13 protein-coding genes are annotated in these 12,157 nt (G+C 70.5%); 9 read left to right on the top strand and 4 right to left on the bottom strand.

Features of this window, described 5'->3' with window-relative positions; translation table 11 throughout:
* Positions 1–102: 102 nt before the first annotated feature.
* A complete protein-coding gene (locus VJN29_RS06450) occupies positions 103–909 on the bottom strand; it encodes a methyltransferase domain-containing protein (RefSeq protein WP_324142768.1) in 807 nt (268 codons plus the stop codon).
* 167 nt (positions 910–1,076) lie between these two features.
* Between VJN29_RS06450 and VJN29_RS06445 the strand changes: the two genes are divergently transcribed.
* From VJN29_RS06445 to VJN29_RS06425, 5 genes are read left to right on the top strand one after another with little or no spacing between them, the layout of a single operon-like run.
* Positions 1,077–2,843, top strand: coding sequence for a proline--tRNA ligase (locus VJN29_RS06445; protein WP_324142767.1), 1,767 nt, complete (start codon positions 1,077–1,079; stop codon positions 2,841–2,843).
* The gene (locus VJN29_RS06440) at positions 2,840–3,607 is read left to right on the top strand and encodes an HAD family hydrolase (protein ID WP_324142766.1); all 768 of its coding nucleotides are present in this window, start codon (positions 2,840–2,842) and stop codon (positions 3,605–3,607) included. The genes VJN29_RS06445 and VJN29_RS06440 overlap by 4 nt, the downstream gene beginning before the upstream one ends.
* The gene (locus VJN29_RS06435) at positions 3,604–4,389 is read left to right on the top strand and encodes a TSUP family transporter (RefSeq protein ID WP_324142765.1); all 786 of its coding nucleotides are present in this window, start codon (positions 3,604–3,606) and stop codon (positions 4,387–4,389) included. Before VJN29_RS06440 ends, VJN29_RS06435 begins: the two co-directional genes overlap by 4 nt.
* Before the next feature lie 57 nt (positions 4,390–4,446).
* Positions 4,447–4,869, top strand: coding sequence for a metalloregulator ArsR/SmtB family transcription factor (locus tag VJN29_RS06430; RefSeq protein ID WP_324142764.1), 423 nt, complete (start codon positions 4,447–4,449; stop codon positions 4,867–4,869).
* Positions 4,802–5,434 (top strand): SRPBCC domain-containing protein, encoded by a 633-nt coding sequence (locus VJN29_RS06425; protein WP_324142763.1) that lies wholly within the window; start codon positions 4,802–4,804, stop codon positions 5,432–5,434. The genes VJN29_RS06430 and VJN29_RS06425 overlap by 68 nt, the downstream gene beginning before the upstream one ends.
* A gap of 97 nt (positions 5,435–5,531) precedes the next feature.
* Here VJN29_RS06425 and VJN29_RS06420 read toward each other — a convergent pair whose 3' ends face one another.
* The 3 genes from VJN29_RS06420 to VJN29_RS06410 form a co-directional block, all read right to left on the bottom strand.
* Positions 5,532–7,505 (bottom strand): thioredoxin domain-containing protein, encoded by a 1,974-nt coding sequence (locus tag VJN29_RS06420; protein WP_324142762.1) that lies wholly within the window; start codon positions 7,503–7,505, stop codon positions 5,532–5,534.
* A gap of 181 nt (positions 7,506–7,686) precedes the next feature.
* Positions 7,687–8,595 (bottom strand): aminoglycoside phosphotransferase family protein, encoded by a 909-nt coding sequence (locus VJN29_RS06415; protein WP_324142761.1) that lies wholly within the window; start codon positions 8,593–8,595, stop codon positions 7,687–7,689.
* A complete protein-coding gene (locus VJN29_RS06410) occupies positions 8,592–9,554 on the bottom strand; it encodes a hypothetical protein (protein ID WP_324142760.1) in 963 nt (320 codons plus the stop codon). The genes VJN29_RS06415 and VJN29_RS06410 overlap by 4 nt, the downstream gene beginning before the upstream one ends.
* 114 nt (positions 9,555–9,668) lie before the next feature.
* Between VJN29_RS06410 and rimP the strand changes: the two genes are divergently transcribed.
* The 4 genes from rimP to VJN29_RS06390 form a co-directional block, all read left to right on the top strand.
* Positions 9,669–10,247, top strand: a complete 579-nt coding sequence (gene rimP, locus VJN29_RS06405; RefSeq protein ID WP_324142759.1) for a ribosome maturation factor RimP — start codon at positions 9,669–9,671, stop codon at positions 10,245–10,247.
* Positions 10,247–11,263 carry a transcription termination factor NusA gene (gene nusA / locus VJN29_RS06400; RefSeq protein WP_324142758.1) on the top strand — a complete coding sequence of 339 codons (1,017 nt, stop codon included), beginning with the start codon at positions 10,247–10,249 and terminating at the stop codon, positions 11,261–11,263. Before rimP ends, nusA begins: the two co-directional genes overlap by 1 nt.
* A 169-nt stretch (positions 11,264–11,432) precedes the next feature.
* Positions 11,433–11,738, top strand: coding sequence for a YlxR family protein (locus VJN29_RS06395; RefSeq protein ID WP_324142757.1), 306 nt, complete (start codon positions 11,433–11,435; stop codon positions 11,736–11,738).
* Positions 11,739–11,899: 161 nt separating this feature from the next.
* On the top strand, positions 11,900–12,157 hold a 258-nt coding region (locus tag VJN29_RS06390), incomplete at its 3' end, for a translation initiation factor IF-2 N-terminal domain-containing protein (protein ID WP_324142756.1).

The raw sequence follows: 12,157 nt of genomic DNA, 5'->3' as shown, positions 1-12,157 counted from the left end.
GTCATGAGTGCACTGGAACGTCACGGAGGTCAGCGGCATGGGACCACTCTCCCAAGGCGCCGGCCGGGTGCTCCACCGAGTTCTGCGCCGATCGCACCCGGTTCACCGGGACACGCGGGCGATGACCTCGCCATGGGTCATGGCGAACCAGGCGTCCGGGTGCCCGGACCAGTCCAGCCATGCCTCGCTGATCCGCTGGAGCTGATCCCGAGAGGCGAACCCCCGCTCGAGGGCCTGCGTCGCAAAGGTGGAGTCGAGCGCTCGATGTGCCCAAGCGCTGCCCCACCACGCGCACTGCTCCGGCGTCGCGTACGTCCAGAGGGAGGCGGACGGAGTCAGCCACTCCAGGCCCGCCGCGTGAGCCCAAGCCTTGAGGCGGCGGCCGGCATCGGGCTCGGCGTGGTTGGCCCGCGCGAGCCGCCGGTAGAGGTCGAGCCACAGGGCCATGCCGTCGGTCTCTGGGTACCAGACCATCGAGGCGTAGTCGACGTCCCGGAAGGCCACGATGCCGCCCGACCGGCTGACCCGGGCCATCTCGCGCAAGGCGGCGACGGGGTCGACCAGGTGCTGGAGGACCTGGTGTGCGTGCACCACGTCGAACGTGCCAGTGTCCCAAGGAAGCTCATGGACGTCGGCGCGCACGAACTCTGTCCGCGGGTCCCGTCGCGCAGCCGCATTGTGGCGGGCCGCGATGAGCGGTTGCTCGACCGGCTCGATCCCGATCACCTGTCCGGTCCCGACGGCCTCGGCGAGGTCGAGCGTGATGGTCGCAGGGCCACAGCCGACGTCGAGCACGGACATGCCCTCTCGCAGGTGGGGGAGCAGGTATGCCGCTGAGTCCGCGGCGGTGCGAACACCGTGGGACGCGATGACGCTGGGATGGTGGCCATGGAGGTAGACGTCGTCCATGACCCCCGACGCTAGGGCGGCGCAGGCCTCGACAGCGGTCGAGTCCACCTGGCGACGCAGTCCTCGGGGGTCCACGGGGGCGCAGGCCGCTCGCGGCCGCGAGCTCCCGTGTGTGCGGATATCCTTCCGTCGTCAACGTCCCTGCCCCGTCACCGAGGAGCCAGCCCGTGGTCCTGCACATGTCGTCCCTGTTCCTGCGCACCCTGCGCGAGGACCCGGCGGACGCTGAGGTCCCGAGCCACCGGCTCCTTGTCCGCGCCGGCTACATCCGGCGGGTCAGCCCGGGTGTCTACACCTGGCTGCCGCTCGGCCTGCGGGTGCTGCGCAACGTCGAGCAGATCGTGCGCGAGGAGATGGACGCGATCGGCTCCCAGGAGCTGCTCTTCCCGGCCCTGCTGCCCAGGGAGCCCTTCGAGACGACCGGCCGTTGGCTGGAGTACGGCGACAACATCTTCCGGCTCAAGGACCGCAAGCAGGCCGACCACCTGCTCGGGCCGACGCACGAGGAGATGTTCACCCTCACGGTGAAGGACCTGTACTCGTCCTACAAGGACCTGCCGCTGTCGATCTACCAGATCCAGACGAAGTACCGCGACGAGGCCCGCCCGCGCGCCGGACTGCTCCGCGCCCGTGAGTTCGTCATGAAGGACAGCTACTCGTTCGACGTCGACGAGGCGGGACTGGACAAGAGCTACCAGGCCCACCGAGACGCCTACGTGCGGATCTTCGACCGGCTCGGGTTCCACTACGTCATCGTCGCGGCGATGGCCGGCGCGATGGGCGGGTCCAAGAGCGAGGAGTTCCTCGCCACCGCCGAGGTGGGCGAGGACACCTACGTCCGCTGCACCAACTGCGGCTATGCCGCCAACGTCGAGGCGGTCCGGGTCCCGGCCCCGGAGCCGGTGGGGTGGGAGGGCGTGCCGGCTGCCCATGTCGAGGACACGCCGGACACACCGACGATCGAGAGCCTCGTCGCCCACCTCAACGAGCACTTCCCACGGGACGACCGGGCCTGGACGGCAGGCGACACGCTGAAGAACGTCGTCGTCACGCTCGTGCACCCCGACGGCACGCGCGAGCCGCTCGCCATCGGCATTCCCGGCGACCGCGACGTCGACGAGAAGCGGCTCGGTGCCCAGGTCGAGCCGGCCGAGGTCGAGGCCTTCGACGAGAAGGCGTTCGCCGGGCACCCCGGCCTCGTCAAGGGGTACATCGGGCCCGGCGCGCTGGGGACCGAGGGCTCGACGGGCATCCGCTATGTGCTCGACCCCCGGGTCTCCGAGGGCACCCGGTGGGTGACCGGCGCGAACGAGCCGGGGCGCCACGTCATCGACCTCGTCGTCGGGCGGGACTTCACGGGCGACGGGACGATCGAGGCGGCCGAGGTGCGCTTCGGTGACCCCTGTCCGAACTGCGACCACGTCCTCGAGGGGGCGCGCGGCATCGAGATGGGCCACGTCTTCCAGCTCGGCAAGAAGTACGCGGAGGCGCTCGACCTGCGGGTGCTCGACCAGAACGGCAAGCTGACGACGGTCGTGATGGGGTCCTACGGCGTCGGCGTCTCGCGTGCCGTGGCCTGCGTCGTCGAGGGAAACCACGACGACGCCGGCATCATCTGGCCTCGTGAGCTCACGCCGGCCGATGTCCACATCGTCGCCGCGGGCAAGGACGAGCCGCTCTTCTCCGCCGCGGAGGACCTCGCGCGAGAGCTCGAGGCGCGGGGTCTGACGTGCATCGTCGACGACCGCCGGGGCGTCAGTCCGGGCGTCAAGTTCAAGGACTCCGAGCTCATCGGGGTGCCGACCATCATCGTCGTCGGCCGCGGCCTCGCCGAGGGCAGGGTCGAGATCAAGGACCGCCGCTCGGGCGAGCGCCGTGAGGTGGCTCTGGACTCGGCCGTCGAGTCGGTGCTCGCCGAGGTGCGGGGGTCGTGACCGAGACCGGATCGGCGTCGTCCCGCCCCTTCGAGGCGCCCGGCAAGGCGCCCGTCAAGGCTGTCATCTTCGACTGGGGCGGCACGATCACGCCATGGCACACGGTCGACCTGCGAGCACAGTGGACCGCGTTCGCCGACGGCGCGGGTCTCGCGGCGCGCTCGCGCGACGACCTCGTGAGCGCGCTGTCCGCCGCTGAGGACCTCGCCTGGAAACGCGGCCGATCCGAGGGGCTGAGCGCACGCCTCCACGAGATCCTCGAGTCGTGCGGGCTGCCACACGGCGACTCCCGGACGGAGGCCGGGACCGCGGCCTACCGTGCGTTCTGGGAGCCGCACACCTTCACCCACCCATCCATCGGTCCACTCTGGGAGACACTGCGAGCAACCGGGATCCGGATAGGCGTGCTGTCCAACACGATCTGGGACCGCGACTACCACCGGGGCATCTTCGAGCGCGACGGCGTGCTCGAGCTCATCGACGCAGACGTCTACTCGAGCGAGGTGCCGTGGGTGAAGCCCCAGGCGGAGATCTTCGCCCATGCCGCTGGTGCCTTGGGAGTCGCCGCCGAGGAGTGCGCCTACGTCGGGGACCGTTCCTTCGAGGACGTGCACGGCCCCCAGCAGGTCGGGATGCGGGCCATCTGGATCCCGCACTCCGAGATCCCGGTCGACCAGCAGGTGTCTCATGAGGCGACTCCCGACGCCGTTGCGCACGACCTCGTCGACATCGCGACGATCGTCGACGCGTGGAACCTCCTTTGACGGAGGACCTCACGCCCGGCGTCATCGCCCTGCTGGGCGTCGCTGCCCTCGCCGCGGGCTGGATCGACGCCGTCGTCGGCGGTGGCGGCCTGATCCAGCTGCCTGCCCTGCTCATCGGGATCCCTTCCGCGACTCCTGCGCAGCTGCTCGCCACGAACAAGGTGAGCTCGATCTTCGGCACGGCGACGAGCTCGGTGACCTACTTCCGGCGCGTGGGCGCCGACCTGCGAACGGCGCTGCCCATGGCGGGAGTCGCCTACCTGGGAGCCATCGGGGGCGCGGTCATCGGGCTGCACATCCCCAAGTCGGCGTTCAACCCGATCATCCTCGTCCTCCTCGTCGTGGTGGGCGCCTACACCATCCTCCGGCCGGACCTGGGCCGGGAGTCGATCAAGCGGTTCCACGGGCACAAGCACGTTGCCCTCGCGATGCTCACCGGCTTCGTCGTCGGGGTCTACGACGGGGCCCTCGGTCCAGGTACCGGCTCGTTCCTCGTCTTCTCGCTCGTCGGCCTGCTCGGCTACACCTTCCTCGAGGCCAGCGTCAAGGCGAAGATCACCAACTTCGCAACCAACCTCGGCGCGTTGACGGTCTTCGCGCCGGGCGGGCACGTCCTCTGGCAGGTCGGCCTCGTCATGGCGGTGGGCAACATCGCGGGCGGCTACATCGGGGCTCGCACGGCGGTGGCCAGAGGCAGCGGCTTCGTACGGGCCGTCTTCGTCTTGATCGTCTCGGCCTTCATCGTCCGGATCGGCGGCAGCCTCCTCGGCTGGTGGACCTGAACCGATCCATCTATTTCGCTCTTGACTTAATTAAGCCAGAGCGCAAATATGGAGTGCATGCACGCGCTCGACGTCCTCGGTGATCCTGTTCGCCGACGGCTGCTCGTCCTCCTGTCCGAGGGAGAGCTGTCGTCAGGCGAGCTGGCCCGCGCCATTGGCGACGAGTTCGGCATCTCGCACCCCGCGGTCTCACAGCACCTGAAAGTGCTGCGTGACAACGGGTTCACCACGGTCCGCGCCGAGGGCACCCGGCGGATCTATGCCGTTGACCCCGCTCCCCTGGAGGAGCTCGACATGTGGCTCTCGCACTTCCGTGCCTTCTGGTCGCAACGGCTCGATGCCTTGGGTACCGAGCTGCGGCGTGGTCGACGCACATCCGCACCGCAACCACCTCACGACGAAGGAGTCCCCAATGGACACGCTCAACCCTCTGGACCAGCTCCCGGCCGTCGACCGCGCCGTCGCGACGGGAAGCCGTGACGGGCAGGAGACGAAGTCGGTCGTCCTGACCCAGACCTACCCGGTGCCTCTCGCCGACCTGTGGGCCGCCTGCACCGAGGCAGAGCGCATCTCGCGCTGGCTCATGCCGGTCACGGGGGACCTGCGAGAGGGCGGCCAGTACCAGCTCCAGGGCAACGCCGGCGGCACCATCGAGGAGTGCGTGCCGCAGGATCGCATCCGCCTCACCTGGGAGTTCGGCGGAATGGGCGTCTCCTGGGTCGTCGCCACCTTCAGCACGGCTGGCGAGGGCTCCCAGCTCCGCGTCGAGCACATCGCACACGTCGACGAGCGGTGGCCTGACTTCGGTCCCGGTGCGGTCGGCATCGGCTGGGACATGATGCTGCTCGGCCTCTCGATGCACCTGACCACAGGCGAGCACCTCGACGACGCCCAGGCGCTCGAATGGCAGATGAGCGCCGAGGGCCTCGAGTTCATGAAGCGCAGCGTCGCCGCCTGGACCGAGGCACAGGTCGCATCGGGCGAGGACCGTGCGGCCGCCGAGGCTGCCGCTCAGCGGTGTCTGGCCGCCTACACCGGCAGCTGACAACCGGGGGACAGGCCGAGCCCGTTCAGTCGAGTGTGCAGTTCGCGTCGCTGGGGTGCGGGCGCTTACTGCACATTCGATGTAGACGGTGGAGCAGTCAGGTCAGCGACTGGCTGAGTTCCTCGATCGTCGTGACTGGGCGGTCGCAGACGAATCCACGGCAGACGTATGCCGCTGGGTTGCCTTCCACAAGAGGGCGATCCGTGAGTAGGGGGATCCCGGGCGTATCGGGGTCGCCGTGGACGAGCACGAGCCCGGGGCTCATCGCGAGCCGCGCGGTCCGCGCCAGTGCGTCCCCGTCGGGCCCGTCGCCCACGATGGCGACCTGGAGCGGCCCGGCCGCGAGGGCCTCTGCGATCGCGAGGGTCCAGCCCCCGAACCGAGGCTCACGGACGGCGACGGCCATGCCCGCCTCGACGGCACGGCGCCCGGCCTCGAGGTGGTCCGAGGAGCCGGTCAGGGCGCCGAGTGTCACGAGCGCCCCGGCGAGAGCGGACTGGCCGGACGGTTCGGCGTTGTCTGCGCCGCTGCGCGGGCGCAGGAAGAGCTGCTCCGCGTCCGAGGCGGTGTCGTGGAAGCCTCCCTCCTCGGCGCCGAAGCGGTCCCGCGCCTGTGTCAGCAACCGACCCGCGATGCTGAGCCAGCGCGCCTCACCCGTCGCCTGGTGGAGCGCGAGCAGGCCCTCCGAGAGGTTGCCGTAGTCATCCGCCACACCGGACGCATCCCCGATCCGGCCGTCCCTCGAGGCGCGCCGTAGGTGGCCGTCGACCACATGCAGCTCCAGCACGAGGTCGGCACAGCGGACCGCCGAGGCAATCCAGTCAGGCTCGTCGAGGATCGCGCCGGCCTCCGCGAGAGCGGCGATGGCCAAGCCGTTCCACGACGTCACGACCTTGTCGTCCCGGGCAGGCTGGGGCCGCCCCGCCCTGGCCCGGGCGAGCCGGGAGCGCACCGTGTCGAACCAGGCTGGGTCGTCGGGATCCGAGAGCAGCTGCAGGGTCGACGTGCCGTGCTCGAACGTGCCGGTGTCGGTCACCGTGAGCAGCCGGGCGGCCCGGGCCCCGTCCTCCTCGCCCAGCACGTCCGCCAGCTGTGCCGGGGTCCAGACGTAGGTCAGGCCCTCGACGCCGTTCGTGTCGGCATCCAGGGAAGACGCGAACCCGCCCTCGGCGGTGCGTAGCTCATCGAGCAGGAAGGAAGCCGTCTCGCGAACCACCTTGTCCGCCAAGGGCTTCCGAGTCGTCCGCCACCAGTGGGCATAGACCCGCAACAGCAGCGCGTTGTCGTAGAGCATCTTCTCGAAGTGCGGCACGACCCAGTTCGCGTCGACCGAGTAGCGCGCGAACCCGCCGCCGACCTGGTCGTACATGCCGCTGCGGGCCATCGCCTCGAGGGTCCGGTCTGCCATGGCGAGCGACCCGTCGTCCGCGGTCCGGGCGTGGTGACGCAGCAGGAACTCGAGCACCATCGACGGCGGGAACTTCGGCGCCGTCCCGAATCCGCCGGCGGACGCGTCGAACTGAGCCGACAACACGGAGACTGCACGATCGAGATCAGCGAGCTCAGCGGCATACGGCTGGGGGCTGCCGACCGCCTCGCGAAGGGCACCGGCGATGTGGAGGCCGGAGGCGCGCACCTCGTCCTCTCTGGTGCGCCACGCCTCGTCGATGGCGTCGACGAGGCGCAGGAAGTGTTCGCGGGGGAAGTAGGTGCCGGCGAAGAAGGGCTGTCCGTCCGGAGTGAGGAAGACGGTCATCGGCCACCCGCCCTGGCCCGTCAGGGCGGTGACCGCGGACATGTAGACCGCGTCGATGTCGGGCCGCTCCTCGCGATCCACCTTGACGGGGACGAAGCGGTCGTTGAGCGCTCGGGCCACACGCTCGTCCTCGAAGGACTCGTGGGCCATGACGTGGCACCAGTGGCACGCGGCATAACCGACGGAGAGGAGAACGGGGACGTTGCGCTCGCGTGCCTCGGCAAAGGCCGGCTCACCCCACTCCTGCCAGTGGACCGGGTTGTCCCGGTGCTGGAGGAGGTACGGGCTGGTGGCCTCGCTGAGTCGGTTGCTCATCACCCCACGCTAGGCGATCCCTACGTGGCGTCGGAGACACGGCCGTCGCGGTCGTCCAGCCGAAGGCGATGCAGGTCGCACTGGCGAGGTGACCCGCGATGACGGGACTCGCATCCTGCTCCGATTTGCGGAGCAGGCTGCGAGTAGCGGACACAGGCAGGATGGCTCCGTCAGCTGCGGGTCAGTCGTTCATCGCCTTGATGATCACCACCGCCAGGCTGACGCGGTCGCGCGCCGACGGGTCGTCCGCGACCTCGAGCGCGTTGTCTGCCTCGCGCACGATGGTCCAGGCCCGGGCGCGTCCCTCGTCGAGGTCCGCTCGCTCACAGATGATCTCGAGGCGCCGACGGAGGGACCAGCGCACCTGCGAGCCGGTGCCCAGCTCGTCGGCCCGGTTCCAGAGCGCCGGCGCGACCTCGAAGGCCGGGTCCCCGGCCATCGGCTTCGGGTCGATCGCGAGCCAGGGCGCGCGATCGGCGGCCAGGACGTTCGCGAAGTGGAGGTCCGTGTGGAGGAGGCGTTCCTCGGACGGCGGCCGGGCCACGAGCTCACGAGCGAGGGCAGCCGCCTGGTCAAGGTAGCGCCGAGGGATCACCGGCGGCGCGGCGCGCAGTTCCTCTGCCTGCCGGGCGGCGTAGTCCGCGAGGCGGGGGACACGAGGGTGCGGCGGTCTGCGGAGCGTGGTCAGGAGGTCTCCGACGACGGCGCAGGCGTCGTCGATGGGCGCCTCGGTCAGGTCCCGGGTGTCGAGCCGCTCGAGGAGCAGCGCGAAACGAGCCGGGTCCGCCCGGACGAGACGGACGGCGCCATGGCCATTCCAGGTTTGTAGCGCGAGGGCCTCCGTGGCCGCCTCGGGATGTGGCCACGACACCTTGAGGACGGCTGCGTCGCCGGTCGTGAGGATCCGGACGGGAATGACCACAGAGCAGAAACCGCTCATGCTCCGGCCGGTCGGCTCGAGCTGCCACTCGTCCAGCAGGTCACGGAGCAGCCCGGGAAGCATCTGGAGCCAGTCCTCGCCGGAGACGTAGCCATCCGGCTCGAAGCCCGCGATGTGATGGGCGAAGTGCAGCGGGATGAGGTCAATCACCGGTCCGGCTGCTCCATCCCGGGGAACGCAACCGGCTCGAGACCCCACGTGTCCGCCGCGAGCTGGACGGCCGCGACCCAGCGCGCCACGTCGTCCAGCGACTCGGCCGTCGGCGCTCTGCCGGGCACCTCTCCCAGAGCGCCCACGGCCCGCTTCAGCACGGTGTCTCCGAGGCGGCGGGCACTGCCCGGGTCGGTCACGGGGAAGGGGAGGGACCACCCGCTCGTCGCGTCGTCGCGCCCGATGAGTCGCTCGAGGCCGCGCAGGCGCTCGAGCGTGTCGAGGGCACGGCTGCGCTGGGTCCCTGAGGACTGCGCCGCGACCACCTCGAAGGCGTAGACGAGCGGCGACGTGCGCTCCGCGAGCCGGGGCCGCACGGGGCTTGCCTCGGCGGCGGGCGCGACGTCCGCTCCGAGTAGCCCCGCGGCGGTGAAGATCGTGCCGTATGCCGCTGTCAGCAGTTCCCGCGTCTCTGCAGTCGCGCTCGTCGTCGAGTCCAGATGCGCGGACGGCAGGGCGGCCAGCCTCTTCCTGAGCTCCCCGACCGACAGCGGCCCGCTCGTCGGCGTCCCGGTCGGTGTCGGGGCGGCCGAGGGGTCGGCTGCTGCCGGGGCGATCTCCTCGGTCGGCACCCCCTCGTTCGTCAGGCGGCCGACCAGCGTTGCCCGCAGCTCGGTGAGGAGGGCACGGGAGTGCTTGAGCACGGCAGGTTTGGCGGCGGCCGGCCACGCGCGGAGCAGTTCGTCGAGGTCCCCGACGACCCCGATGATCAGGGCCTCGTCGGGAGCGCGGCGCCTCGTCGGGCTCGGCGGGGGAGGCTGGGGGAGGTCCATGCGCACCCCGCATCCCGTGACTGCCGCCAGGAGGGCCGCGCCGCCCCCCACGAGGAACAGGCGTCGGGTCGTGGACACCGGCGGGTGGTGCACCCGGGACCCGCGCGCCCGGGTGTCGCCATTCATGGGGCAGATCCTCCCACGCGACCTGCGGCGCCGGTGCGCGGCTAGAGTAGATCCACGCGGCGCGCATCCCAGACGGTGTGCGCCCGGATTCGAGAAGAGCAGGAGGTGTGGGCGATGAGCACGGCCGAACAGATCAGAGCCACCATCGAGCCCGCTCTCGCGCCGCTCGGGCTCGTCATCGAGGACGTCACCATCAGCCCGGCCGGCAAGCGCAGGGTGGTCCGCGTCCTCGTCGACACCGACATCGCCGATCTGGACCCAGCCGACACCTCCAGCCCTGTCCCGCCCATCTCCCTCGACGACGTCGCCGACGCGACTCGCGCCGTGAGCGACCGCCTCGACGAATCGGACGTCATGGGGCGGGCGCCCTACGTGCTGGAGGTCAGCTCGCCCGGTATCGGTCGGGCCATGAAGTCCCGTGACCAGTTCCGCCGCCAGGTCGGTCGGCTCGTCGAGGTCCTCCACGAGCGTGGCTCGGTGACGGGCCGCCTCACCGAGGTGGGCGCGGACCGCCTGACCCTCGAGGTCCCCGCCGCGAAGAAGGCTGCCGCCCGCATCGAGGAGATCGAGCTGGACGCGGTCCACCGGGGAACCGTTCAGGTCGAGTTCAAGCGGCCGGACGAGTCGGGCGCGTCGGCTCCCGACGCCGCTGACACGGATGCCGGAGCCGCCGGCTCGGAGGAGGACACCTGATGGACATCGACCTTGCCGCCCTCCGAGCCCTGGAGCGCGAGCGGGACCTCAGCCTCGACGTGCTCATCCCCGCGATCGAGCAGGCTCTCCTCGTCGCCTACCACCGCACCGAGGGCAGCTACCGCCTGGCCCGGGTCGAGCTGGACCGCAAGACCGGGCACGTCATCGTCTGGGCGCGCGAGGAGGGTGAGCTGCTCCCCGCGGACGAGGGCGAGCGCCCGGAGCGAGGCGAGCCCGGTCCGGAGTTCGACGACACCCCGGAGGGCTTCGGCCGGATCGCTGCGTCGACGGCCCGTCAGGTGATCGTCCAGCGACTGCGCGACCTGGAGGACGAGGCGATCCTCGGCGACTTCAAGGGCCGCGAGGGCGACGTGATCTCCGGCATCATCCAGCAGAGCCAGGACCCTCGGAACGTCCTCGTCGACTTCGGCAGCGTCGAGGGGATCCTCCCGCTCGCCGAGCAGGTGCCGGGGGAGCGGTACGTCCACGGCGAGCGCCTCCGCTGCTATGTCGTCAGCGTCAAGCGCGGCCCGAGGGGGCCACAGGTCGGGCTGTCCCGGACGCACCCCAACCTCGTCCGCACGCTCTTCAAGTTCGAGGTGCCGGAGATCGCGGACGGCACGGTCGAGATCGCGGCCCTCGCTCGGGAGGCGGGCCACCGGACGAAGATCGCGGTCCGCTCCAAGGTGTCGGGCGTCAACGCCAAGGGCGCGTGCATCGGCCCCATGGGGGCTCGGGTGCGTGCCGTCATGACGGAGCTACGAGGCGAGAAGATCGACATCGTCGACTACTCGGACGAGCCGTCCCAGTTCGTCGCCGCGGCCCTCTCGCCGGCACGGGTCCAGTCCGTCGAGATCGTCGACGCCGCCGCCCGCACGGCGAGGGTCATCGTGCCCGACTACCAGCTCAGCCTCGCGATCGGCAAGGAGGGCCAGAATGCCCGCCTCGCCGCCAAGCTGACCGGCTGGCGCATCGACATCCGCCCCGACACCGAGGCCCCGCCCCCGATCGAGTGAACAGCTTTCGGTCCCCGCGGCGAAGCCGCGTCCCCGAAAGCTGTTCACTCGATCAAGGGGAGGGGGTCAAGGGGAGGGGGTCAAGGGCAGGAGTGGTGACGGGCGGGAGGAGCGGAGCCCGGCCAGCCCCCGGGGACTCAGCTCAGCGGCATACGGGTTAGACTGTTCTGTGGCCGACCGGACTGGACTCCGCGCCGAGCCGTCCCGCACCTGTGTGGGATGTCGAGGAACGGATAGCTGGTCGGCCCTGCTGCGAGTGGTCGCGGCGAAGGACGCAGATGCGCCGGGAAGCACTCCGGTTCACCTCCGGCCGGACCCGGGACACCGACTGCCGGGGCGGGGTGCGTGGCTGCATCCCCGACCCGGGTGTTTCGAGCTGGCAGTGCGCCGCAAGGCGTTCGGACGTGCCCTGCGCCTGCAGGCCGCGGTCGACACCAGCGAGGTGGCACAGCATCTCGGGATCCAGCACCCGTAGCAGCATGAGGTCGGTCGTCATCCGACGGCCGTGCACCACACGTCAACGAACCAAGGCGGGTCAAACGCTATGAGCCTCCGATGAGTCCTCAGCGATGAGCAAGCCCCAGCAATAACCCACGGTTCGGCCTCCTGTCAGGTCCGGACCAAGACAGGAGAAATGTGGCCAAGGTCCGGGTCTACGAGCTCGCGAAAGAGCTCGGAGTCGAGAGCAAGGTGCTACTCGCACACCTGAAGAGCCAGGGAGAGTTCGTCCGGTCGGCGTCGTCCACCATCGAGCCCCCCGTCGTCCGCAAGATCAAGGAAACGTTCCCGACGGAGCTCCGCTCCGGAGGCGACGGCAAGGCCGCGGCGAAGACGGCCGTCAAGGCCCCGCCCGCACCCAGCGGTGCCGCTCCGGCGAAGGCGACGCCGTCGTCC

The sequence above is a fragment of the Intrasporangium sp. genome, assembly GCF_035280925.1.
Taxonomy (GTDB): Bacteria; Actinomycetota; Actinomycetes; order Actinomycetales; family Dermatophilaceae; genus Intrasporangium.
Note: the sequence above shows the minus strand (reverse complement) of the source record. Positions and strands in the feature narration are given on the sequence as shown.